Genomic DNA, 23,133 nt, shown 5'->3' with positions numbered 1-23,133 from the left:
CCCCACCGACCCACGGAGCACCGGCATGAGCGCATGCCCCGGCACCAACGCCGATCCTGCCGCCGACAGCACGACCCGCCAGGACGGGCCGACCCGCCAGGACGGGCCGACGCCCCAGGCCGGCACGGACCACCAGGCCGGCCCGGACCACCAGATCAGTGCGGCCCACCAGGCCGGCGCGGTCCAGGTCACCCAGGCTTCCCACGACAGCACGGGCCTCGTACCGCCGCAGTCGAGGCGGGCCCTGCCGCTGCACATCGGGCCCGATCCGCTCGAAGGGGCCGACGCCTACGCGGCGGCCGACGCGGCGTCGATCGAGAGCCTGCTGCGCTGCTGGGTGCGCGAGAGCGCGCTCACCGAGCCGCGGGACGGCGTGCTGCGGGTGGCACTCCCCGCCAGCGGCACCGGCTTCGACGTCCGGATCAGGCACTGGTCCGCGACCGGTCACCACCGGTTCGACACCGTACGGCTCGCCCTCGCAGACCAGGTCCCGCTGACCGCCGTCTGCCTGGCGGCGCTGCTGGCGCGCGAGGCCGGCACGGACCCGGCCGAGGGCGGCGACCTGGTCGGTCGGGTCGCCGACTCGGCCCGCCGTACCGCGCTGTTCATCGCCGACCGGCGGGCCCACCCGGCGGCGCCCGCCGGCACCGACCCCTTCCTCGAAGCCGAGCAGTCGCTCATCCTCGGCCACCCGCTGCACCCCACGCCCAAGGGCAGGGAAGGCCTCTCCGAGGAGGAGGCCCGCGCCTACTCGCCCGAACTGCGCGGCTCCTTCCCGCTCCACTGGTTCGCCGTCGACCGCTCCCTGGTCGCCACCGACTCCGCCTGGACCGTGCGCGGCCGCAGCATTCCCGCGGAACAGCTCCTCACCGAGCTCGCGGGCCCGGGCCTCGAACTCCCCGACGGCGCCGCCGCGCTGCCCCTGCACCCCTGGCAGGCCCGCGAGATCCGGCACCGGCCCGAGGTACGGGAGCTGCTCGAGACGGGACGGCTGCGCGACCTCGGCCCGCTCGGCGACCCCTGGCACCCCACGTCCTCCGTGCGGACGGTGTACCGGTCCGGAGCCCCCGCGATGCTGAAGCTCTCCCTCGCGCTGCGGATCACCAACTCCCGCCGCGAGAACCTCCGCAAGGAGCTCCGGCGCGGCACCGAGGTCCACCGACTGCTGCGCAGCGGACTCAACGAGCAGTGGCGTGCCGCGCACCCCGGCTTCGACATCGTCCGCGACCCCGCGTGGCTCGCGGTGGACACGCCGGACGGCGAGCCGCTCCAGGGCCTGGACGTGGTGCTGCGGCACAACCCGTTCGGCCCCGGCGACCAGGCCCACTGCCTGGCGGGGCTCACCTCTCCGCGCCCCTGGTCCGGGCAGGCCGCACCCGCCCTCAGCTCGCGGCTGGCCGATCTCACCGGCCGCCTCGCGGCCCGTACCGGCCGCCCGGCCGCGGCCGTTGCCACCGAGTGGTTCCTGCGCTACCTGGACGCCGTCGTCCGTCCCGTGCTGTGGCTGGACGGCGAGGCGGGGATCGCTCTGGAGGCCCACCAGCAGAACACCCTCGTCCTGCTGGACGCGGACGGCTGGCCCTCCGGCGGCCGCTACCGGGACAACCAGGGCTACTACTTCCGTGAGTCCCACCGGGCCGCGCTGGAGCAGCGACTGCCCGGGATCGGCTCGGAGAGCGACACCTTCGTCGCGGACGGGATCGCCGACGAGCGCCTCGCCTACTACCTCGGCATCAACAACGTCCTCGGTCTCATCGGCGCGTTCGGCTCCCAGGGGCTGGCCGACGAGCAGCTGCTGCTCGCCGCGTTCCGCCGGTTCCTCGGCCGCGCGGCGGCCACCGGCCGCTCACGCCTGCCGGAGCAGCTGCTCGGGGCCGCGACACTGCGCTGCAAAGCCAATCTGCTGACCCGGCTGCACGGTATGGATGAACTCGTCGGCCCGGTCGACACCCAGTCCGTCTACGTGACCATCCGCAATCCGCTGGCCGCCTGAGCGGTCCGACCGCAGGAGAGGAGGGAGCCGTGCTGCCGCCCGCCGACTCCAACACCGAGGACACCCTGGACCTGAAACTGTCCGACGAAGTCCTCGCCCTCTTCAACGCGCCGGACCCGGCACGGTCCGCCGGGGCTTCGGGCGGGGACGGCGGTCTGCTCGGCGGTGTTGCGCAGTGGGGACCGGCGGCCACCCGGGCGGGCACCTTCCAGCTCGTTCCCGCGACCGTGGAACGCGATCTGCCGATGATCTCCGGCTGGATGAACGACCCGGTCGTCGCCGAGTTCTGGGAGCTCTCCGGCGAACCACGGATCACCGAGCGGCATCTGCGCGGCCAGCTCGACGGCGACGGCCGCAGTGTCCCCTGCCTCGGCGTCCTGGACGGCACGCCCATGAGCTACTGGGAGATCTACCGGGCCGATCTCGACCCCGTCGCCCGCTACTACCCCTCCCGTCCGCATGACACCGGAGTGCACCTGCTCATCGGGGGCGTCGACGACCGGGCCCGCGGCCTGGGCAGCACCCTGCTGCGAGCCGTCGCAGACCTCGTACTCCGCCACCGGCCGGCCTGCGCACGGGTCATCGCGGAACCGGACCTGCGCAACACCCCCTCCGTCGCCGCTTTCCTCGCCGGGGGATTCCGCCTCTCCGCCGAGGTGGAGCTGCCCGGCAAAAGGGCGGCTCTGATGATCCGCGACCGTGCTGTGAGACACCTCCTCTGACCACCTGGATCCTCCGACCACCTGGATCTCCGACCACCCGGACCCCTTCGGGACCTCCTCCTCCGACCCCTGTCCGCCGCCGCGCTGTCCCCCGCAGAGGAGCACCGACCTTGCCCATTCCGCCCCCGCTCCGTGGCACCGGCTGGCAGCTCGCCGCCCGCCGCATGTTGGCCAAGATGCTCGCCGAGTACGCGTACGAAGCCGTCATCACCCCGGAGCCGGATCCCGACGCCGATGCTGCCGCAGGAATCGGAAACGGAAACGAAAACGGGTCGGGTACGGGCGGCTCGCCGTACCGGCTGGCCCTGGGCGACGGAGTCGTCTACCGGTTCCGCGCCCGCCGCGGCGCCTACGGCAGCTGGTACGTGGACGCCGGCTCCATCACGCCCACCGGCGATCCGCTGCACTTCCTCGCCCATGGACACGACACCGTGCTGGAACTGCCCGGCGACACCACGGGGCATCTGATCCGCGAGCTCCTGGCGACGCTGGCGGCCGACGTCCGGCTCGACGCCGGCGCGGTCACCGCCGCCGAGCTCGCGGCTCTGGACTACGCCGACCTCGAAGGCCACCAGACCGGCCACCCCTGGCTCGTCGCCAACAAGGGCCGGCTCGGGTTCTCCGCGGCCGACAGCGCCCGCTGGGCTCCCGAAGCCCGCCTGCACCACCGCCTTCCCTGGATCGCCGTCCACCGCGACCTCGCCCAGTACCGGGGCGTCGCCGCCCTCGACACCCCCGACCGGCTCTACGCCGAGGAACTGCCTCCGGACGTACGCGCCGCCTTCTCCCGCACCATCACCGACCACGGGCGCGACCCCGCCGACTACCTCCTGCTGCCCGTCCACCCCTGGCAGTGGGAGGAGACGATCGCGCCCCTTTTCGCCGCCCATCTCGCCGACGGTTCCATCCTGCCCCTCGCCACTGACAACGACCTGCGGCTGCCCCAGCAGTCGATCAGGACCTTCCTCAACACCAGCCGCCCGGACCGCCGCACGGTCAAACTCCCGCTGTCCGTCCTCAACACCCTCGTCTGGCGCGGGCTGCCCACCGAACGCACCCTCGCCGCCCCCGCGGTCACCGCCTGGGTGCACGCGGTGCGGGACGCCGACCCGTTCCTGCGCGACGAGACCCGGGTGATCCTGCTGGGCGAGGTCGCCTCGATCACCGTCGAGCACCCGCTGTACGACCGGATCCCGGGCGTGCCCTACCAGTACCGCGAACTCCTCGGCTGTATCTGGCGCGAGCCGCTCACCGGCCGGCTCGGCCCCGGCGAGCGGGCCCGTACGCTCGCAGCGCTGCTGCACACAGACCCGGACGGGCGCTCCTTCACCGCCGAGCTTGTCGAACGCTCCGGGCTGGCGCCACGCGTCTGGCTGCGGCATCTCTTCGCGGCCCTGCTGCCACCGCTGCTGCACTTCCTCTACCAGTACGGGACGGTCTTCTCCCCGCACGGCGAGAACGCCATCGTCGTCTTCGACGAGCACGACATTCCCGTCCGGCTCGCCGTCAAGGACTTCGTCGACGACATCAACATCTCCGCGGAGCCGCTGCCGGAACACGCGTCGATGCCCCCGGACGTCAGCGCTGTGCTGCTCACCGAACCCCCCGCCTTCCTCACCCAGTTCATCCACTCCGGGCTCTTCATCGGTGTGTTCCGCTACCTCGCGCCGCTGTGCGAGGACCAGTTGGGCGTCCCGGAGAGCGAGTTCTGGGGTCTCGTCCGCGAGACGGTCCTCCGGCACCAGGACCGCTTCCCCGAGCTGAAGGAGCGGTTCGCGACCTTCGATCTGCTCACCCCGCGGATCGACCGGCTCTGCCTCAACCGCAACCGGCTGCACCTCGACGGCTACCGGGACCGTCCCGACCGCCCGCACGCAGCCGTCCACGGCACTGTCCGCAACCCGCTGAGCGGCCCCTGACCCGGCCCCGTTCCCCGATTCCCTGCCCGGGAACGGGTGGGGAACGGGTGGGGATACCGTGTCGGAAACCACGGGAGACGGCGGCGGGGGGCGCGATGCACGACGGCGGTGACGGTCGTGACAGCGGTGACAACGGCGTCGGCGGGTCGTGCCCGGAATGCGGCCTCGCCGGCGCGGTCGCGGGCCAACTCGTCTGCCGGGGCTGCTACGTACCGTTCTCGCTGATGGCGGCGCCCGCGCAGGCCGTCCCGCCGACGCGGCCGGGCATCACCCGACGGGACGCGCCCGGCCGCGCGCTGCGGATCGTCTTCCCCGACGGCGCGGCGGTCGTCGAGCCCGGCGACCGGATCCGGCTCGGCCGGGATCCGCAGCAGTGCCCGGCCGTACGCTTCCTCGTCGGCCGCGACAACCTCTCCCGGGTCCACGCCATGGTCGGCGTCGACCCCGACGGCTCCGCCTGGATCACCGACGAGGGCTCGACCAACGGCACCTTCGTGCGCGGTTCGCGGATCGCCGCAGGAGAGCGCGTACCGCTGCGCCCGGGTGACGCGCTGCGGCTGGCCGCGGACGTCACCGCCCGCGTGGAGTCCTGACCGCCGCGTACGACGTCACACAGCGCGCCAGCGGATGGTCGGGCCCGAGCGCCGCCGCCGTCCGCGTGGACAGGTCCGTCAGCCGGCGGACGACCGTCCCCGCGCCGTTCAGCCCCTCCAGGACCCGTGCCCGGCCGAAGAGCGCGGCGAACGCGGCCGGCTCGCTCTCCCCGCCCGACCTGCTGAGCTGCTGATACAGGTTCCAGTAGCAGCGGTCGGCGTCGCCGAACCGGCCGGCCGCGAGCAGCCGCTCGGCCTCCTCCAGCCGTGACCAGGAGCTGTCCCGCGGACCGCGGTCCAGCACGGTCGGCGTCCGGGGAACCTCCCTCTTCCGAGCCGGTGCGGGCCGGACCGCCGCCCGCAGCCGCTCCGCGGTCTGCGCGGCGCCGGCCGGCCGCTGCGCCGGATCCTTGGCGAGCAGCGCGTGCACCACTTCGGCGAGCGCGGCGGGGACCTCGGGGCGACGGGCGGCGAGCGGAGCCGGCGCCTCGTGCACATGCAGGTACGCGTAACCGACGGTGTTCCCCGCCTCGAACGGCGGAGCCGCCGCCAGCAGCGCGTACAGGACGCACCCCAGCGAGTACAGGTCGGAGCTCCCGGTCACCTCGTGGCCCAGCGCCTGCTCGGGGGAGAAGTACGGCGGGGATCCCAGAATGGACATCGGCTCGGTGTACCGGGTGACGTTCGCGTCGCGCTCCGCCACCAGCCCGAAATCGCAGATCTTGACGATGCCCCTGGGCAGCAGCATCAGGTTCTCCGGCTTGATGTCCCGGTGGACCAGCCCCTGGCCGTGCGCGTGCTCCAGCCCCGCGCAGATCTGGATGCCGTACGACACCACGTCCGCGACCGGCAGCGCGCCCTGCTCCAGCAGGACCTGCCGCAGGTCCTTGCCGCGCAGCAGTTCCATCACGATGAACGGTGACCCGCCGTGCTCGCCCGCGTCGTGCACGGCGGCGATGTTCGGATGGCCCAGCCGGGCCACGGCCGTCGCCTCCCGGCGGAACCGGCCCTGCCGCGCCGAGCGCTCGCCGTCCGCCCACTCGGGGCGGAGCGTCAGGACCTTGACCGCCACCTGGCGGCCGAGCGCCTGGTCGCACGCCGAGTACACCTGCCCGAAGCCGCCGCCACCCAGCGCGACCTCCAGCCGGTACCGGCCGTTGAGCACCGTTCCGACGCCGATTTCTCCGGCCAACTCGAACGACATGCGCCAGAAGTTAGCACCGGGCGGCGGACTCCGTACGGCGAACGATCACGGCATCCGGGGGCAGGACCGCGTTGTCAGTGCGCCCCCTTAGGCTGGTTTCCCTATGACGAAGCCCGCCCTCACCGAACTCCTCCACGCAGCCGTCACCGCCGTCGGCGGTGTGGAGCGCCCCGGCCAGGTCACGATGGCCCAGGCCGTCGAGACCGCCGTGGACGACAGCGCCCATCTGCTCGTCCAGGCCGGCACCGGCACCGGAAAGTCCCTCGGCTATCTGGTCCCGGCCCTCGCCCATGGCGAGCGGGTGGTGGTCGCGACCGCCACCCTCGCCCTGCAGCGGCAGCTGGTCGAGCGCGACCTGCCGCGTACCGTCCAGGCGCTGAAGCCGCTGCTGCGCCGCGAGCCGCAGTTCGCCATGCTCAAGGGCCGGTCGAACTATCTCTGCCTGCACCGCCTGCACGAGGGGGTGCCGCAGGAAGAGGAGGACGGTCTCTTCGACCCCTTCGAAGCCGCCGCTCCCACCAGCAAGCTCGGCAAGGACCTGCTCCGGCTGCGCGACTGGGCGGACGAGACCGAGACCGGTGACCGTGACGGCCTCACCCCGGGTGTCTCGGACAAGGCGTGGTCGCAGGTGTCCGTCACCTCGCGCGAATGCCTCGGCGCCACGAAGTGCGCCTATGGCGCGGAGTGCTTCGCCGAGGCGGCCCGTGAGCGCGCCAAGCTCGCGGATGTGGTCGTCACCAACCACGCGCTGCTGGCCATCGACGCCATCGAGGGCGCGCCGGTGCTGCCCAGCCACGAGGTGCTGATCGTGGACGAGGCGCATGAGCTGGTCTCCCGCGTCACCGGCGTCGCGACCGGCGAGATCAGCCCCGGCAGCGTCAACCGCGCCGTCCGGCGGGCCGCTAAGCTCGTCAACGAGAAGGCCGCAGACGCGCTGCTCAGCGCCTCCGAGGGCTTCGAGCGGCTGATGGAACTGGCGCTGCCCGGCCGCCTGGAGGAGATCCCGGAGGACCTCGGCTACGCGCTGGCGGCGCTGCGCGACGCCTGCCGTCAGGTGATCACCGCGATCGGCGAGACCCGCGACAAGTCGGTCCAGGACGAGAACGCGGTGCGCAAGCAGGCGCTCGCCTCGGTCGAGCACGTCCATGAGGTCGCCGAGCGCATCGTGCAGGGGTCCGAGTACGACGTGGTCTGGTGCGAGAGCCACGACCGGTTCGGCGCCTCGCTGCGCGTCGCGCCGCTCAGCGTCTCCGGCCTGCTCCGCGAGAAGCTCTTCGCGGAACGTTCCGTGGTGCTGACCTCCGCCACCCTCAAGCTCGGTGGTGACTTCAACGGGGTCGCGGCCTCGCTCGGCCTCGCCCCGGAGGGTATCGAGGGCGAGGACGTGCCGCCGTGGAAGGGCATCGATGTCGGCTCGCCCTTCGACTACCCGAAGCAGGGCATCCTCTACGTCGCCAAGCACCTCGCCCAGCCGGGCCGTGACAGCCGCCGCGAGGACATGCTGGACGAACTCGCCGAGCTGATCCAGGCTGCGGGCGGTCGCACGCTGGGGCTCTTCTCCTCGATGCGGGGCGCCCAGGCGGCGGCCGAGGAGCTGCGGGGCCGGCTCGAGAATCCCATCCTGCTGCAGGGCGAGGAGACGCTCGGCGAGCTGATCCGCACCTTCTCCGAGGACGCGGCCACCTGCCTGTTCGGCACGCTCTCGCTGTGGCAGGGCGTGGATGTGCCGGGGGTGAACTGCCAGCTGGTGGTGATGGACCGGATCCCGTTCCCGCGCCCGGACGACCCGCTGATGAGCGCCCGGCAGAAGGCGGTGGAGGAGCGCGGCGGGAACGGCTTCATGTCGGTGGCCGCCACGCACGCGGCGTTGCTGATGGCGCAGGGCGCGGGTCGGCTGATCCGCGCCTCGGGCGACCGGGGTGTCGTCGCTGTCCTGGATCCCCGGCTCGCCACCGCTCGGTACGGCAGCTTCCTGCGGGCCTCGATGCCCGACCTCTGGTACACCACCGACCGCAACCAGGTGCGCCGCTCGCTGGCGGCCATCGACGCGACGGCGACGGCCATCGCCGAGACCGCGGAAGAGGTGGCCGAGGAAGCGGCGACCGGGGATGCGGTGACCGAGGATGCGGCGACCGGGGATGCGGTGACCGAGGAAGAGGTCCCCCTGGTCGAGGCCATCGCGGAGGAGAGCGTCACCGGGTGAGCCGCGGACGCGGACACGGCAGGGCCCGGGGCTCAGGACATGGCAGGGCCCCGGAACCGGCGCAGAGGTTCCGGGGCCCGGTCGTAGGGGTCGTTCAGACCCGGCGCAGTACCGCCACCACCTTGCCGAGGATCGTGGCCTCGTCACCGGGGATGGGCTGGTAAGCGGCATTGTGCGGGAGCAGCCAGACATGGCCGTCCTCGCGCTTGAAGCGCTTCACGGTCGCCTCACCGTCGAGCATGGCGGCGACGATGTCGCCGTTCTCGGCGACGGGCTGACGGCGGACGGTCACCCAGTCCCCGTCGACGATGGCGGCCTCGATCATCGAGTCGCCGACCACCTTGAGCACGAACAGCTCGCCGTCACCCACCAGCTGGCGGGGAAGCGGGAAGACGTCTTCCACCGATTCCTCGGCGAGGATCGGACCGCCGGCGGCGATCCGGCCGACGAGCGGTACGTACGACGCGGACGGCTTGCCGGTGGTGTCGGTCGGCTGCGAGTGCGTGGCGTCGGAGCCGCGGACCTCGTAGGCGCGTGGGCGGTGCGGGTCGCGGCGCAGGAATCCCTTGCGCTCCAGAGCCATCAGCTGGTGGGCGACCGAGGAGGTGCTGGACAGACCCACGGCCTGGCCGATCTCGCGCATGGACGGCGGGTAGCCACGGCGCTGGACCGAATCGCGGATCACTTCGATGACCCGGCGCTGACGGTCGGTGAGGCCGGAGCTGTCCGCGCGGATCCCGGGCGGCCGGCCGGGGAGGGAGCGGGCGGGCTTGGGCGTTTCGTCGTTCATCGCGTCCATCGGGCTGAGCCGATCCTGGGAGCGGTCCTGGGCGGTCAATGCTGCGGTGTCTGCGGTGGTGGTCACGGCGGCCCCTCTCGAGATGTTCTCCCTGTGACAGACGCTTCGCAGACTGCCCGGCGGCAAGGTCTCCACGTCCTACGACCGCACCAACTGCGTGCGGTCGGCCCGCTCAGCTGTCGCGGACAGTTAGTACAACGGTAGTGGGTTTCGAAAGGTTGCGCCAAACACACGTTCGAGTGAAATTTTGTAAATCACCTGACGTGATCAAGGTATCGGGTGTACTGATCGAATGTTCATTCGATTCCTCGCGGGAGCCGGGGTCGCCGGCGGGCCGCGTGCCCAGTGTCGCACCGTCGGCCTCCCGCCACGCCGAGGCGCGACGTCGCGTAGGCTCCGACCCGCCGCGCCGCCGCGACACGCGGAATGTTGCGCTTGGGACTCCGGCACCAGATCTAGTGGTTACATAAGTGCCAGCCACCCACCTGTAGTGGTCCCGGGGCCCCAACGCCTCAAAGGATCGCCTATGCTTGGGGCTGTTCCCAGGGGCCGTGACGAGGCCCCGGGAGCGAAATTGTCGTGCGCTCAGCCGCCGCTACGGGCTGAATGAGGGAGGGGATGGGGAACATGCACTGCCCCTTCTGCAGACACCCCGACAGCCGCGTGGTCGACAGCCGCACCACGGACGACGGCACCTCGATCCGCCGCCGCCGCCAATGCCCCGACTGCGGCCGCCGCTTCACCACGGTGGAGACGGCTTCCCTGATGGTGATCAAGCGCAGCGGCGTCACGGAACCTTTCAGCAGGAACAAGGTCATCGCAGGCGTCCGCAAGGCGTGCCAGGGCCGCCCCGTCACCGAGGACGCGCTCGCCCAGCTCGGGCAGCGGGTCGAGGAGGCGGTCAGGGCGACCGGCAGCGCCGAGCTCTCGACCCACGACGTCGGTCTGGCCATACTCGGCCCCCTGCAGGATCTCGACCTGGTCGCGTACCTGCGCTTCGCCTCGGTCTACCGGGCCTTCGACTCGCTCGAGGACTTCGAGGCCGCCATCGTCGAGCTGCGCGAGCAGCTCCCACCCACGAACCTATCCGGGCTCGACGAGGACCTCAGGGTCCCCGCGCCCGCCCCCGCCGCTGACTGACCGAGCACGGCCGATCAGCGGCAGTACCCACAGATTTGCCGAGGCGCACTGCGCCGAGGCGTCGGACAACGAACCGTGCGGCGGGATGATCCGCGCACTTCTAGGCGTTTTGCCTGTATTGGGAGGCGGCACATGACTGAGACGACGAACGGCGCGGCACGAGGATCCCGTACCAAGGGATCCAAGGGTGGCAAGGGCCTGCGGATCGAACGGATCCACACCACCCCGGGCGTGCACCCGTACGACGAGGTGGTCTGGCAGCACCGCGACGTCGTCATGACCAACTGGCGCGACGGCTCGATCAACTTCGAGCAGCGTGGCGTCGAGTTCCCCGACTCCTGGTCGGTGAACGCGGTCAACATCGTCACCAGCAAGTACTTCCGCGGCGCGGTCGGCAGCCCGACCCGCGAGTCGAGCCTGAAGCAGCTCATCGACCGCGTGGTGAAGTCCTACCGCAAGGGCGGCGAGGACAACGGGTACTTCGCCTCCCCGGCCGACGCCGAGATCTTCGACCACGAGCTGACCTACGCCCTGCTGCACCAGGTGTTCAGCTTCAACTCGCCGGTCTGGTTCAACGTCGGTACCGCCCAGCCGCAGCAGGTCTCCGCCTGCTTCATCCTCTCCGTCGACGACTCGATGGACTCGATCCTGGACTGGTACAAGGAAGAGGGGATGATCTTCAAGGGCGGCTCCGGCGCCGGCCTGAACCTCTCCCGCATCCGCTCCTCCAAGGAGCTGCTCTCCTCCGGCGGCAACGCGTCCGGCCCGGTCTCCTTCATGCGCGGCGCCGACGCGTCCGCCGGCACCATCAAGTCGGGCGGCGCCACCCGCCGCGCGGCCAAGATGGTCGTCCTGGACGTCGACCACCCGGACGTCGAGGCCTTCATCGAGACCAAGGTGAAGGAGGAGGAGAAGATCCGCGCCCTGCGCGACGCGGGCTTCGACATGGACCTGGGCGGCGACGACATCACGTCCGTCCAGTACCAGAACGCCAACAACAGCGTCCGCGTGAACGACGAGTTCATGAACGCCGTCGAGTCCGGCTCGAAGTTCGGGCTGCGCGCCCGGATGACCGGCGAGGTCATCGAAGAGGTCGACGCGAAGTCGCTCTTCACCAAGATGGCCGAGGCCGCCTGGGCCTGCGCCGACCCCGGCATCCAGTACGACGACACCATCAACCACTGGCACACCTCGCCGGAGACGGGCCGCATCACCGCCTCCAACCCGTGCAGCGAGTACATGCACCTGGACAACTCGTCCTGCAACCTCGCCTCGCTGAACCTCATGAAGTTCCTGCGTGACGACGACAAGGGCAACCAGTCGTTCGACGCGGACCGCTTCGCGAAGGTCGTCGAGCTGGTCATCACCGCGATGGACATCTCCATCTGCTTCGCCGACTTCCCCACCGAGAAGATCGGCGAGACCACCCGCGCCTTCCGCCAGCTCGGCATCGGCTACGCCAACCTCGGCGCCCTGCTGATGGCGACCGGCCACGCGTACGACAGCGACGGCGGCCGCGCCCTCGCCGGCGCCATCACCTCGCTGATGACCGGCACCTCGTACAAGCGGTCGGCCGAGCTCGCCGCGGTCGTCGGCCCGTACGACGGCTACGCCCGCAACGCGGACGCCCACAAGCGCGTCATGAAGCAGCACTCGGACGCCAACGCGGTGGCGCTGCGCAGCGACGACCTGGACGTACCGGTCTGGGCCGCGGCCACCGAGGCATGGCAGGACGTTCTCCGCCTCGGCGAGAAGAACGGTTTCCGTAACGCGCAGGCCTCCGTGCTCGCGCCGACCGGCACCATCGGCCTGATGATGGACTGCGACACCACGGGCGTCGAGCCCGACCTGGCGCTCGTCAAGTTCAAGAAGCTCGTCGGCGGCGGCTCCATGCAGATCGTCAACGGCACGGTCCCGCAGGCGCTGCGCCGCCTCGGCTACCAGCCGGAGCAGGTCGACGCGATCATCGCCCACATCGCCGAGCACGGAAACGTGATCGACGCCCCGGCGCTGAAGACCGAGCACTACTCGGTCTTCGACTGCGCCATGGGCGAGCGGGCGATCTCGGCCATGGGCCACGTCCGGATGATGGCGGCGGCCCAGCCGTTCCTGTCCGGCGCGATCAGCAAGACGGTCAACGTGCCCGAGACGGCCACGGTCGAGGAGATCGAAGAGGTCTACTTCGAGGGCTGGAAGCTCGGCCTCAAGGCGCTCGCGATCTACCGCGACAACTGCAAGGTCGGCCAGCCGCTCTCCGCGAAGAAGAAGGAGCCGGCCGCCGAGGTCGTCGTCCCGGCCGAGGTCCAGAAGGTCGTCGAGTACCGCCCGGTCCGCAAGCGCCTCCCGAAGGGCCGTCCGGGGATCACCACCTCGTTCACCGTCGGCGGCGCCGAGGGGTACATGACCGCCAACTCCTACCCGGACGACGGTCTCGGTGAGGTCTTCCTCAAGATGTCCAAGCAGGGTTCGACCCTCGCGGGCATGATGGACGCCTTCTCCATCGCGGTGTCGGTGGGCATGCAGTACGGCGTGCCGCTGGAGACCTACGTCTCCAAGTTCACCAACATGCGCTTCGAGCCGGCCGGTCTGACCGACGACCCGGACGTGCGGATGGCGCAGTCGATCGTCGACTACATCTTCCGTCGCCTGGCGCTGGACTTCCTGCCCTTCGAGACGCGCTCCGCGCTCGGCATCCACTCGGCCGGCGAGCGTCAGCGCCACCTCGACACCGGCTCCTACGAGCCGGGCGACGACGATGTCGACGTCGAGGGCCTGGCCCAGTCCGCACCGCGCCAGGTGGAGGCCCCGGCCCCTGCCCCGAAGGCCGCACCGAAGCCGGTCGCCGTCGCCAAGCCGGCCTCCCCGGCCGCCGTCCCGGCCCCGAAGCAGGCGCACAACTCCACGGAGCTGCTGGAGATCCAGCTCGGCCTGAACGCCGACGCACCGCTCTGCTTCTCCTGCGGCACGAAGATGCGCCGTGCGGGCAGCTGCTACCTGTGCGAGGGCTGCGGCTCGACCAGCGGCTGCAGCTGATCGTGCGGGTGCCGCGGGTGTGAACCGCGGTTGAGGAAGTGAGAGGTCCGGTGCCGACGGGAGTTGGCACCGGACCTTTTCCGTGTCCGGGGTGATGTCCGTGTCAGGGGTGCGGGGTTCAGCGCCGGCGGCGCGGCCGGGAATACGTGTGATCTTGAAGGACTTGTCATCGGTGAAGACACGGGGGCGGTGTTGCGGGCGGGGTGTCCGGACGGTGCGCCGCCGCCGTTTCCGCTGATGACAGGGGGCAGTTGCCATGACCGAGTTGGATATTCACTACGTGGGCGGGCCGACCGCGGTGATCGGGATCGGAGGTCTGCGGCTGCTCACCGACCCGACGTTCGACGCGCCGGGGGAGTACCCGATGGGCAACCGGTCGCTGGTGAAGACCGCCGGTCCCGCCGTCGGCGCGGACGCGGTCGGGGCTGTCGACGCCGTACTGCTCTCGCACGACCAGCACCCGGACAACCTCGACACGTCCGGGCGTGAGTACTTGGCGAGCGTGCCGCTGACACTGTCCACCGGTTCGGCGCTGGGGCGGATCGGCGGAAACGTCACGGCCCTGCCGAACTGGGAGCACACCGAGCTGACCCGCCCGGACGGCGGAACCCTCCGCGTCACCGGTGTGCCGGCGCAGCACGGGCCGGACGGCAGCGAGCCCGTCGTCGGCGAGGTCACCGGCTTCGTTCTCTCGGGCGAGGGCCTGCCGACGGTGTACGTCAGCGGGGACAACGCGTCGCTGAAGGTCGTACGGGACATCGCGGAGCGGTTCGGCCCGTTCGACGTCGCGGTGCTGTTCGCCGGCGCCGCGCAGACCCCGCTGCTTCCCGGCGCCGATCTGACGCTCGGCAGCGTCCACGCCGCCGAGGCGGCGGAGATCCTCGGCGCGCGGCAGGTCGTACCGCTGCACTTCGAGCACTGGGGGCACTTCACGCAGAACGGCGACACCCTGGTGGACGCCTTCGAGCGGGCGGGGATCAGCGACCGTCTGCACCTGCTGAAGCCCGGTGAGCGCTTCGAATCCGGGACCTCGCGGTGACGGCGACACCGGTCGGACCGGTGGCGGAGCGGGAGACGGAATCCGGGACGGCGCCCGCCGTCGGGACACCGGCTGCCGAGATACCGGTTGCCGACGTACCGGCTGCCGACGTATCAGCCGTCGAGGCACCGGCGGAGTCCGTGTGGGGCGGTGACCGGCTCGACCTGGATGCCTATCTGGAGCGGACCGGGTACACAGGCGGTCTGGAACCGACCCTGGAGACGCTGCGGGGACTGCACCGCGCGCACAGCGCGGCGATCCCGTTCGAGAACCTGGACGTCGGGCTGGACCACGAGGTCCGGCTCGACCTGGAGAGCGTGCAGCACAAGCTCGTCACGGAGCGTCGCGGCGGCTACTGCTACGAGCAGAACTCCCTCTTCGCGGCGGTGCTCGAACGCCTGGGCTTCGTCTTCACGGCGCACGGCGCCCGGGTCCGTACGGCCGGCCCGACGCTGCGGCCCATCACCCACGTCCTGCTGCGGGTCGTCGTGGACGGCGCGGAATGGCTCGCCGACACCGGCTTCGGCGCTCTGGGGACCCTGGAGCCCGTCGAGCTGCGGGTGGGCACGCCGACGTGGCAGGGCGGCTGGGCCTTCGCGGTCGCCGAGGAGGCGGGCGGGGTGCGCGTGCTGCGTTCGCTCGGGGCGCGGGGCTGGTCGGACCTGTACGCGTTCGCGCCGAACCCGCTGTACCCGGTGGATCTCGTCGTCCTGAACCACTACACGTCGACGCATCCGCTGTCCCGGTTCACCGGCCAGATCGTGGTGCAGCGGGGCACGCCGCAGGTGCGGTACTTCCTGGTGCGGGACGAGCTGACGGTGACGCGCGCGGGTGAGGCGGACGGCGCGGAGGAGCGGCGGAAGGTGCCGGCCGGGGAACTCCCCGAGCTGCTGGAGCGCACCTTCGGCCTCGTCCTCTCCGCGGCCGACACCGAGCGCCTGCGCCGTCCGCTCGATCCGGTCCAGTAGCAGGACGGGCCACCCGGCCCAGCGGCACCGCGGTCCGGCTCAGGGCACCGCGATCCCGCTCGGCGGCACACCCGGTGCGGCTCAGCAGCGCACCCCGGTGCGGCTCAGTAGGACTGCAACTCGACGAGAGTGCCGTCCGGGGTGCGCAGGTGCGCCGTACGGAGGTTGGGTCCCCACTCCGGCCGGTCCTGGGGATCCGCGACGATCTTCGCGCCGTGCGCGGCGAAGCGCGGGGTGGCGTCGTCCACGCTGTCCACCCGCAGGACAAGCATCGCCGCGTCCTGCCCGGCGGCGGTGGCCGGCAGCGCCTCGCTGCCGGCCACCGCCGCGATCGCGGCGCGGGAGAACAGGACGAGGACGGCCTCGCCGTTCAGGTCCCAGTTGGCGTATCCGGCCTCGGGGATGACCTTCACGGGCTCGATGCCCAGGAGGTCGCGCAGCGCCTCGGTCCAGAATCCGGCGGCGGTGGTGAAGTCCTCCACGAGGAGGCGGGGGTAGAGAGCGTCCATGGATCCATCGTATTCACCACCTCACCAAGGGAATTGAGCGGGTGAGCGGGCACGGGAGGGGCACTCGTCGGACTTAGGATGGCGCGGTGCTGGTGAAGTGGATTCGCTGTGGGGTCGTGGACCGGGCGGGGTTCGAACGGGGGCAGCGAAAGTGGGCGGGGCTGCGCGGGCAGCCGGGATTCCGGGGTCAGGGCGGCGGCTGGAGCCGCGCGCAGCCGGGCGTGGCGCATCTGTTCGCGTTCTGGGACAGCAGGGCGGCCTACGACGCCTTCATGGCCGACACCCACGACCGGCTCGCCGGATCGCAGGCCGATTCGTACGAGAGCCTCGGGGTGCTGCTCTTCGAGCACCGGCTGGATGTGCGGGTGGGCTTCGAGGCGCGGTTCGCCGACGCCGATCTGCTGCGCGTCGCGCATTCGAGGGTGCGGCCCGACCGCGGCGAGCACTTCATCGAGATGCAGAAGAAGGTGTGGAACCCGGCGATGGCCGGGTCTCCCGGGCTGCTGCGCGGGGCCTTCGCCGAGGGTCCGGACAGCGACTTCCTGGTGCTCTCCCTGTGGATCTCGGCGAACGAGCGCGGCAAGTACCGGCCCGCCGCGATGGCGAGGCTCGCGGAGCGCACCGAGCTGGAGACCGATGTGGTCTCGGTGGCGGGCGACGTCGTGGACATCGTGCAGGCGTGGACGGTGTGACGGAGCCGGCTGCGTGACGGAGCTGCCGGTGGCCGGACGGGCCCGGGCTCCGGAGGGGCGTACCGCGCGCCCGGGATCCGCTGCGGGAATAGGGTGATCAGCATGGGCCGACCACGCCACATCGTGCTGATCCGGCACGGAGAGTCTCAGGGCAACGCGGACGACACCATCTACGAGAGGGTGCCGGACCACGCGCTCGAGCTCACCGCGACCGGGCGCCGGCAGGCCGCCGAGGCGGGGCAGCACCTGCGGGAGCTGTTCGGAGACGAGCCCGTCCGGGCCTTCGTGTCGCCCTACCGCCGCACCTGGCAGACCTTCCGTGGGCTGGCTCTCGACCCGTCGTTGACCCACGCCATGGAGGAGCCCCGGCTGCGGGAGCAGGACTGGGGGAACTGGCAGGACGCCGAGGACGTACAGCGGCAGCGCAAGGCCCGCGACACCTACGGGCACTTCTTCTACCGCTTCGCGCAGGGCGAGTCCGGCGCCGATGTGTACGACCGGGTGGGTGCCTTTCTGGAGACCCTCTACCGGGCCTTCGACAAGCCTGACTTCCCGCCGAACGTCCTGCTGGTCACCCACGGGCTGACCATGCGGTTGTTCTGCATGCGGTGGTTCCACTGGACGGTGGAGGAGTTCGAGTCGCTGTCCAACCCGGGCAACGCCGAGAGCCGCACGCTGCTCATCGGATCGTCGGGCCGCTACACGCTCGACCGGCCCTTCGAACGCTGGCGGCTCCCGGACCCCGTGGTGGATGAAGGATTCCGCGGGTGAGTTTGCGCACAGGGTGATTGACCGGGATCAGGCACGATGTCAGAGTTTCCGACGCGATGACCGCTCACCCAGTTGACTCAGAAAACATCTCCCGCGCCCTGGCAAGTCTGCGCGGGTTGGCCGTTGGCGACGCCCTCGGCTCCCAGTTCTTCGTCCCTTCCAACTACAGCGCCCTCCAGAACGGCGGGCTGCCGCCCGGCGTCTGGCAGTGGACCGACGACACCGAGATGGCCTGCTCCGTGCTGGCCGTGCTGGCCGCCCACGGTCGCATCGACCAGGACGCCCTGGCGCAGTCCTTCGCGGAGCACCATGACTTCGACCGCGGCTACGGCCCGGCCGTGAACCGCATGCTGCGCCTGATCCGGCAGGAGGGTGCCGACTGGCGTGAACTGGCCGCGGGCCTGTTCAACGGCCAGGGCTCGTGGGGCAACGGCGCCGCCATGCGCGTCGCCCCGCTGGGCGCCTGGTACGCGGGTGACGCCGAGCAGGCGACGCACCAGGCCGAGATCTCGGCGTACACCACCCACCAGCACCGTGAGGCCGTGGTCGGCGCGATGGCCGTGGCGGCCATGGCGGCGCTGGTCGCCGACCCGGACGGTCCGAAGGACCCCTCGGCGCTGCTGGGCGCGGTGCTCGACCTCGTGCCGACCAGCGCGGTGAAGGCCGGCATACGGCGTGCGCGCGATCTGCTCGACTACGCGGACGTGGCGACGGTGGCTGCGGTGCTCGGCTGCGGCCGGCGCACCAGCGCGCACGACACCGTGCCGTTCGCGCTGTGGGCGGCGGCGCGGCACCTGGACGACTACCAGAAGGCGTTCTGGACCACGGCCAAGGCCGGCGGCGACGTGGACACCACGTGTGCCATCGTCGGCGGGATCATCGCGTCCAGGCCCACCGGGCAGCCGCCGGGCGAATGGCTGGAGCGCACCGAAGCGCTCCCGCTGTGGGCCTCGGCGCCCGCGCAGGCCTGAGACCCGGCGCGCCGGGTCTGTCCCACCGCTGGATCCGCCGCTCCGCCGCTCGGCCGCGTTCATCGGGCCGGGCGGCGGTGCGGCGTCAGGCCGCCGGTGCGGCGGATTTCCCGCTGAGCGCTTCCAGGTCGCTCTTGCGCACCCGCACCACGAGCAGCGCGGTCAGTACGGCCAGGACCACGAAGCCGACCCCCGCCATGAAGGCGGTGGATATGCCCTGGGCGAGCACGTCGTGCCCCCAGGGGGCGGGCAGCTCGTGGGTCCTGGCGAACTCGGCCCGCTGCTGCGGGGTGGCCCTGGCGAGGAAGTCCGGCACCCGGTCCTCGAACTCGCCCCGGCTCGCCGTGCCGAAGACGGTGACCAGGATCGACAGCCCGAGCGAGCCACCCACCTGCTGGGTGGCGTTGAGGAGCCCGGACGCGGCGCCCGCCTCGTGCTGGGCCACCCCGGAGACAGCTGTCAGGGTGAGCGTCACGAAGTTCAGCCCCATGCCGAAGCCGAAGAGCACCATGGGGCCGAGCACACCGCCCGGGTAGCTGCTGCCCGGATCGAGCCGGGTGAGCCAGGCCATGCCCGCGCCGGTCAGCAGCGTGCCGGTGACGAGGAACGGTTTCGGGCCCAGCACCGGCAGCAGCCGCGTCGAGAGGCCCGCGCCGGTCACGATGGCGACGGTGATCGGAAGGAACGCGAGGCCGGACTCGATCGGGCTGTACTCGAGAACGTTCTGCACGAACAGGACGATGAAGAAGAACATGCCGAACATCGCCGCGGCCAGGCTCAGCATGATCACGTAGGTGCCGGAACGGTTGTGGTCGGCGAACATCCGCAGCGGCGTGATCGGATCGCGGGCCCGCCGCTCGACCACCACGAACAGGGCCAGCAGCACGACGGCCGCCCCGAAGGCGGCCAGTGTCAGGGGATCCTTCCAGCCGGAGTCGGCGGCCCGGATGAAGCCGTACACGAGCGTCGCCATACCGCCCGTGGAGGTGATGGCGCCGAGAATGTCGAAGCGCCCGGTCTGCCGGTCGGACTCGTTGATGAACAGCGGTGCGAGGAAGGCGATCAGCAAGCCGATGGGCACATTCACGAAGAGCACCCAGCGCCAGTCGAGCCACTCGGTGAGCATGCCGCCGGCGAGCAGGCCGATCGCGCCGCCGCCCGCGGAGACGGCGGCGAACACGCCGAACGCCCGGTTGCGTTCCGGTCCTTCGGGGAACGTGCTGGTGATCAGGGCCAGCGAGGTCGGTGAGGCGATCGCGCCGCCGACGCCCTGCAGCGAGCGTGCCGCGAGCAGTTGCCACGGCTCCTGGGCGAAGCCGCCGAGCAGTGACGCGAGCGAGAACAACAGGATGCCGAAGACGAACACTCTGCGCCGGCCGAGGATGTCGCCCGCCCGGCCGCCGAGCAGCAACAGGCCGCCGAAGGTGAGGGTGTAGGCGTTGAGCACCCAGGACAGATCTGTGGTGGAGAAGGACAGTGCGTCCTTGATGTGGGGAAGTGCGATGTTCACAATCGTGGCGTCAAGGACCACCATGAGCTGACAGGCGGCGATGACGGCGAGAGCGATTCCGGGTCGTCCCTCGCGCCGGGCGGTGCCGGACGGACGCGATTCGCGTACTTGAGAGGTCGTCACAGATGATCCCCCATCAGTGATTTAGTGAACGACACCGTTCACTATATGCTTCAACGGAGGTTTGTCGATGGGTACTTCGCAGCGAATCCGGTCGGGTGCGCCGGTCCTGCCGCGCCGCCGGGGGTCGGTCCTCGAACGCGCGATCCTCGATGCGGCTCTGGAACAGCTGGGTGCCGTCGGCTGGGGCGGGATGACGATGGAGGGCGTCGCGGCGCGCGCCCAGACGGGCAAGGCGGCGGTCTACCGGCGCTGGCCGTCGAAGGAGGCGCTGGTCGCCGACGCGCTGCGGCTCGGGCTGCCGCAGATCGGCGCCCCGCCGGACCTCGGCACCCTCCGGGAGGACCTGCTGTGCCTCGTCATGCGGATGCGTGAGGCGATGTACTCACAGGGCGGCATCGCACTGCGGGCGGTGCTGGACCAGTGCGACCACGGCGCCGCCCAGCCCTTCGTCGACCTGATCATCCAGGGGGTGATCGAGCCGGGGAAGGAGCTCATCCTGGCCGTGGTGCGGCGCGGGATCGCCCGGGGCACCGTCCGCGCGGACGCCACCGCGGCCATCGTCGCGGATGTGGCGCCGGCCCTGCTGATGTATCGCGCCAAGATCGGCGACCACGCGATCGGGGAGCAGGACATGGCTGATCTGGTCGATCATGTGATGCTCCCGCTGCTCCGCCCCTGACAGGGGAGTACCCTGGTCCCCGCCATGCCGTACGAACCTCCCACCCACAGCGTCGAACGCTCCTTGCGCGCCACCCTCGGAGCGAAGATCGTCGCAGGCGTCGACGAGGTGGGACGTGGCGCCTGGGCCGGGCCCGTCACCGTCTGCGCGGCCGTCACCGGTCTGCGCCGGGCGCCCGAAGGACTCACCGACTCCAAACTGATCCCCGCCCAGCGCCGGGCCTCGATGGCCGCGCTGCTGGCCGACTGGGTGACGTCCTACGCCCTCGGCCACGCGACCGTCGAAGAGGTGGACACCCTCGGCATGACCGCCTCCCTGCGACTGGCGGCCGTCCGCGCGCTCGAAGCGCTGCCGGAACGCCCGGACGCGGTGATCCTGGACGGCAAGCACGACTACCTCGGCGGGCCCTGGCAGGTGCGCACCGTCATCAAGGGCGATCAGTCGTGCGTCTCGGTGGCGGCGGCCTCGGTGATCGCCAAGGTGCACCGCGACGCCGCGATGGCCGAACTGGGCCTGGAACACGCGCCGTTCCGCTTCGCCGACAACGCCGGCTACCCCTCGCCCGTACACCGTGCGGCGCTGGAGGAACTCGGCCCCACACCGCACCACCGGCTGTCCTGGGCGTACCTCGACGCGCTGCCGCGCTGGCAGCACCTGAAGAAGGTCCGGACTCCCACCGACCCCGGGGAGCAGCTCGGTTTCGATTTTTGACGACCCACCGCTGCGCAACCGCGGCGTATTTGATAGACATCAGCCCATGCCTCTCATCCCCGAGGAGCCTCAGATTCACGAGAGTGTCCCGGGTCCCCGTTCAGCTGCGGCCGCAGGCCGCAGCGCGTCGACCCCCCGTCCTGTCCCCGGTCCCCGTCCTACACCCCGCCCCGTGCCTCCGCGCGCCGGCTACGCGGCCAACGCCGGGCCCGGCCGGCCCGGTCCGGCCCGCGGACCCGCCCCGACCCCTTCCGCCACCGTGACGGCCACCGCGCCGCCGGTGCCGCGTTCGCCGGGCGGGACCGGGGGCGTTATCGCTACAGCGCAGATCCAGCTCATCCCGGCCCCGGCCGGCGGCGCCATCGACGCCGCCGACGAGGCGGTCGACCTGCTGTTGGACACCGGCCGTGCGCCCGGCGAGATCCTGGTGCTCACCACCGGCGAGCACCACCCTTGGGCCGCGCACGAGTTGTCCTTCGGTGAGGCGTCCTACTGGTCGCAGCACGACGCGGGTGACGACGTCTTCTACGCCGGCATCACGGCCGAACGCGCCGCCGGCCGCCCGGTCGTGGTCGTCGCGGTCAACGGCGGAACCGACGAGACCACCGCGCTGGGACTGCCCACCGCGCTGGCCCGCGCCGGTGCCCTGCTGATCGTGTGCGGCGACCCCGTGCTGATCAACGGATCGATCGCCGCGAAGGCCTGATCGACGAAGGCCTGAATCGACGAGGGCCTGATCGACGAAGGCCCTGGTGGCGAGTGTTCGGTTGGCGAGGGTGTTCGGTCAAGCGAGTGTTCGGTCAGCGAGCTGCCGTGCGGCGCAGCGCCTCCGGCGCCCTTCGTGGGCGCAGGGCCGCCGCGCCGCCCGGCCGTTCGTCGAAGGACCGTGAATTCGGGGTGCGGCCGCCGCGGTTCTCGCCCAGCACCTGCCAGCCGTCCTGGGTGAGCGTGACGTACGCGCCGCAGCGAAGCCCGTGCAGCATGCACGCGTCGCGCAGGCCCCACATCCACGCGCCGTCCTTGTCGGTCCAGCCGGGGGTGCCGTCGCGGCACATCAGCAGCACCGCGGTCCGCACCGGTGCGCGCCGCCGCAGATCGTGCGGGAGCACCCGGCGCAGATGCGCGAGGATCGCGTTGCGGTGCTCCCAGCCGTCGACGACCCCGGTACTGCCGGTGAACGAGGCACTCGCCACGAGCCGGCTCTCCGGGTCGAACACCGCGACGACGGCGGTGAGCGGAGTCGGGAGATGCCGGGACTGGAGATCCTTGACGACGTCCCGCGGGTTGGCGAGCAAAGGGACTCCCGCGGCCGTCCACTCGGCTGGTTCCAGGCTGCGGGAGAGTCGGGAGGAGGCGCGGGTAGTGGTCTGCGGAGCGAAACCTGTGGTCACGTTCCTCCCTTCCGCGGACACACCCGGCGACCGGGCGCGGGCGCACGCCGGTCAGGGGGCTCGATGAGCCGGTCGGGGATCCATCCTCAATTCTTCCCCCCACGACTGCGAGCGGCAACGGGGAGTCGAAGGTTCTGACCGGTTATGGACTCCCGCGTCGGAT

Annotated in this window: 20 protein-coding genes; 15 read left to right on the top strand and 5 right to left on the bottom strand. The window is 71.3% G+C overall.

Annotated features, from left to right (window positions below):
* The first annotated feature begins 25 nt into the window (after positions 1-25).
* The 4 genes from AC07DC_RS25190 (at position 26) to AC07DC_RS25175 (ending at position 5,227) form a co-directional block, all read left to right on the top strand.
* Positions 26-1,993: an IucA/IucC family protein gene (locus tag AC07DC_RS25190; protein WP_478916732.1), complete on the top strand. Its 1,968-nt coding sequence runs from the start codon at positions 26-28 to the stop codon at positions 1,991-1,993.
* Positions 1,990-2,715, top strand: a complete 726-nt coding sequence (locus AC07DC_RS25185; protein WP_478916786.1) for a GNAT family N-acetyltransferase — start codon at positions 1,990-1,992, stop codon at positions 2,713-2,715. Before AC07DC_RS25190 ends, AC07DC_RS25185 begins: the two co-directional genes overlap by 4 nt.
* A gap of 164 nt (positions 2,716-2,879) precedes the next feature.
* Positions 2,880-4,634: an IucA/IucC family protein gene (locus AC07DC_RS25180; protein ID WP_478916785.1), complete on the top strand. Its 1,755-nt coding sequence runs from the start codon at positions 2,880-2,882 to the stop codon at positions 4,632-4,634.
* A gap of 95 nt (positions 4,635-4,729) precedes the next feature.
* Positions 4,730-5,227: an FHA domain-containing protein gene (locus tag AC07DC_RS25175; RefSeq protein ID WP_478916731.1), complete on the top strand. Its 498-nt coding sequence runs from the start codon at positions 4,730-4,732 to the stop codon at positions 5,225-5,227.
* Here the strand turns inward: AC07DC_RS25175 and AC07DC_RS25170 are convergent.
* Positions 5,205-6,431: a serine/threonine-protein kinase gene (locus AC07DC_RS25170; protein ID WP_478916730.1), complete on the bottom strand. Its 1,227-nt coding sequence runs from the start codon at positions 6,429-6,431 to the stop codon at positions 5,205-5,207. The genes AC07DC_RS25175 and AC07DC_RS25170 overlap by 23 nt on opposite strands.
* A 103-nt stretch (positions 6,432-6,534) precedes the next feature.
* Between AC07DC_RS25170 and AC07DC_RS25165 the strand changes: the two genes are divergently transcribed.
* On the top strand, positions 6,535-8,634 hold the full coding sequence (locus AC07DC_RS25165) for an ATP-dependent DNA helicase (protein ID WP_478916729.1): 2,100 nt from the start codon (positions 6,535-6,537) through the stop codon (positions 8,632-8,634).
* A 94-nt stretch (positions 8,635-8,728) separates the two neighbouring features.
* Here AC07DC_RS25165 and lexA read toward each other — a convergent pair whose 3' ends face one another.
* Positions 8,729-9,499: a transcriptional repressor LexA gene (lexA, locus tag AC07DC_RS25160; RefSeq protein WP_478916728.1), complete on the bottom strand. Its 771-nt coding sequence runs from the start codon at positions 9,497-9,499 to the stop codon at positions 8,729-8,731.
* 561 nt (positions 9,500-10,060) lie between these two features.
* On the opposite strand from lexA, the gene nrdR reads away from it, so the two are divergent.
* The 4 genes from nrdR to AC07DC_RS25140 all read left to right on the top strand — a co-directional run bounded on the left by nrdR (position 10,061) and on the right by AC07DC_RS25140 (position 15,613).
* Positions 10,061-10,573, top strand: a complete 513-nt coding sequence (gene nrdR / locus AC07DC_RS25155) for a transcriptional regulator NrdR (protein WP_478916784.1) — start codon at positions 10,061-10,063, stop codon at positions 10,571-10,573.
* A 132-nt stretch (positions 10,574-10,705) separates the two neighbouring features.
* Positions 10,706-13,606, top strand: coding sequence for a vitamin B12-dependent ribonucleotide reductase (locus AC07DC_RS25150; protein WP_478916727.1), 2,901 nt, complete (start codon positions 10,706-10,708; stop codon positions 13,604-13,606).
* A 256-nt stretch (positions 13,607-13,862) separates the two neighbouring features.
* Positions 13,863-14,645 (top strand): MBL fold metallo-hydrolase, encoded by a 783-nt coding sequence (locus AC07DC_RS25145; protein ID WP_478916726.1) that lies wholly within the window; start codon positions 13,863-13,865, stop codon positions 14,643-14,645.
* Positions 14,642-15,613 (top strand): arylamine N-acetyltransferase family protein, encoded by a 972-nt coding sequence (locus AC07DC_RS25140; RefSeq protein ID WP_478916725.1) that lies wholly within the window; start codon positions 14,642-14,644, stop codon positions 15,611-15,613. Before AC07DC_RS25145 ends, AC07DC_RS25140 begins: the two co-directional genes overlap by 4 nt.
* A 104-nt stretch (positions 15,614-15,717) precedes the next feature.
* Here AC07DC_RS25140 and AC07DC_RS25135 read toward each other — a convergent pair whose 3' ends face one another.
* Positions 15,718-16,122 (bottom strand): VOC family protein, encoded by a 405-nt coding sequence (locus AC07DC_RS25135; RefSeq protein WP_478916724.1) that lies wholly within the window; start codon positions 16,120-16,122, stop codon positions 15,718-15,720.
* Positions 16,123-16,208: 86 nt separating this feature from the next.
* On the opposite strand from AC07DC_RS25135, the gene AC07DC_RS25130 reads away from it, so the two are divergent.
* The 3 genes from AC07DC_RS25130 (at position 16,209) to AC07DC_RS25120 (ending at position 18,556) form a co-directional block, all read left to right on the top strand.
* Complete coding sequence (locus tag AC07DC_RS25130; protein ID WP_478916723.1) at positions 16,209-16,814, top strand: YdbC family protein; 606 nt, start codon at positions 16,209-16,211, stop codon at positions 16,812-16,814.
* A 102-nt stretch (positions 16,815-16,916) separates the two neighbouring features.
* Positions 16,917-17,585 carry a histidine phosphatase family protein gene (locus tag AC07DC_RS25125; RefSeq protein WP_478916722.1) on the top strand — a complete coding sequence of 223 codons (669 nt, stop codon included), beginning with the start codon at positions 16,917-16,919 and terminating at the stop codon, positions 17,583-17,585.
* A gap of 56 nt (positions 17,586-17,641) precedes the next feature.
* Positions 17,642-18,556 carry an ADP-ribosylglycohydrolase family protein gene (locus AC07DC_RS25120; RefSeq protein ID WP_478916721.1) on the top strand — a complete coding sequence of 305 codons (915 nt, stop codon included), beginning with the start codon at positions 17,642-17,644 and terminating at the stop codon, positions 18,554-18,556.
* Between the two features lie 85 nt (positions 18,557-18,641).
* On the opposite strand, the gene AC07DC_RS25115 is transcribed toward AC07DC_RS25120, so the two are convergent.
* Positions 18,642-20,189 (bottom strand): MFS transporter, encoded by a 1,548-nt coding sequence (locus AC07DC_RS25115; protein ID WP_478916720.1) that lies wholly within the window; start codon positions 20,187-20,189, stop codon positions 18,642-18,644.
* Between the two features lie 67 nt (positions 20,190-20,256).
* On the opposite strand from AC07DC_RS25115, the gene AC07DC_RS25110 reads away from it, so the two are divergent.
* Genes AC07DC_RS25110 through AC07DC_RS25100 form a run of 3 tightly spaced genes read left to right on the top strand, consistent with a single transcriptional unit; the run spans position 20,257 to position 22,285 of the window.
* Positions 20,257-20,868 (top strand): TetR/AcrR family transcriptional regulator, encoded by a 612-nt coding sequence (locus tag AC07DC_RS25110; protein WP_478916719.1) that lies wholly within the window; start codon positions 20,257-20,259, stop codon positions 20,866-20,868.
* Positions 20,869-20,892: 24 nt separating this feature from the next.
* Positions 20,893-21,579 carry a ribonuclease HII gene (locus tag AC07DC_RS25105; RefSeq protein WP_478916718.1) on the top strand — a complete coding sequence of 229 codons (687 nt, stop codon included), beginning with the start codon at positions 20,893-20,895 and terminating at the stop codon, positions 21,577-21,579.
* A gap of 46 nt (positions 21,580-21,625) precedes the next feature.
* Positions 21,626-22,285, top strand: coding sequence for a hypothetical protein (locus tag AC07DC_RS25100; RefSeq protein ID WP_478916717.1), 660 nt, complete (start codon positions 21,626-21,628; stop codon positions 22,283-22,285).
* 94 nt (positions 22,286-22,379) lie between these two features.
* On the opposite strand, the gene AC07DC_RS25095 is transcribed toward AC07DC_RS25100, so the two are convergent.
* Positions 22,380-22,970, bottom strand: coding sequence for a hypothetical protein (locus AC07DC_RS25095; protein WP_478916716.1), 591 nt, complete (start codon positions 22,968-22,970; stop codon positions 22,380-22,382).
* Positions 22,971-23,133 lie beyond the last annotated feature (163 nt).

This window comes from Streptomyces sp. NPDC045021 (assembly GCF_056432645.1).
The sequence above is the reverse complement of the archived record's forward strand: the minus strand, read 5'-3'. Positions and strand labels throughout refer to the sequence as shown.

Coding starts and splice junctions, on each gene's coding strand:
- AC07DC_RS25190 (WP_478916732.1), top strand. CDS start 26: ATGAGCGCATGCCCCGGCACCAACGCCGATCCTGCCGCCGACAGCACG.
- AC07DC_RS25180 (WP_478916785.1), top strand. CDS start 2,880: ATGTTGGCCAAGATGCTCGCCGAGTACGCGTACGAAGCCGTCATCACC.
- AC07DC_RS25175 (WP_478916731.1), top strand. CDS start 4,730: ATGCACGACGGCGGTGACGGTCGTGACAGCGGTGACAACGGCGTCGGC.
- AC07DC_RS25170 (WP_478916730.1), bottom strand. CDS start 6,431: ATGTCGTTCGAGTTGGCCGGAGAAATCGGCGTCGGAACGGTGCTCAAC.
- AC07DC_RS25165 (WP_478916729.1), top strand. CDS start 6,535: ATGACGAAGCCCGCCCTCACCGAACTCCTCCACGCAGCCGTCACCGCC.
- nrdR (WP_478916784.1), top strand. CDS start 10,061: ATGCACTGCCCCTTCTGCAGACACCCCGACAGCCGCGTGGTCGACAGC.
- AC07DC_RS25150 (WP_478916727.1), top strand. CDS start 10,706: ATGACTGAGACGACGAACGGCGCGGCACGAGGATCCCGTACCAAGGGA.
- AC07DC_RS25145 (WP_478916726.1), top strand. CDS start 13,863: ATGACCGAGTTGGATATTCACTACGTGGGCGGGCCGACCGCGGTGATC.
- AC07DC_RS25135 (WP_478916724.1), bottom strand. CDS start 16,122: ATGGACGCTCTCTACCCCCGCCTCCTCGTGGAGGACTTCACCACCGCC.
- AC07DC_RS25125 (WP_478916722.1), top strand. CDS start 16,917: ATGGGCCGACCACGCCACATCGTGCTGATCCGGCACGGAGAGTCTCAG.
- AC07DC_RS25120 (WP_478916721.1), top strand. CDS start 17,642: ATGACCGCTCACCCAGTTGACTCAGAAAACATCTCCCGCGCCCTGGCA.
- AC07DC_RS25110 (WP_478916719.1), top strand. CDS start 20,257: ATGGGTACTTCGCAGCGAATCCGGTCGGGTGCGCCGGTCCTGCCGCGC.
- AC07DC_RS25105 (WP_478916718.1), top strand. CDS start 20,893: ATGCCGTACGAACCTCCCACCCACAGCGTCGAACGCTCCTTGCGCGCC.
- AC07DC_RS25100 (WP_478916717.1), top strand. CDS start 21,626: ATGCCTCTCATCCCCGAGGAGCCTCAGATTCACGAGAGTGTCCCGGGT.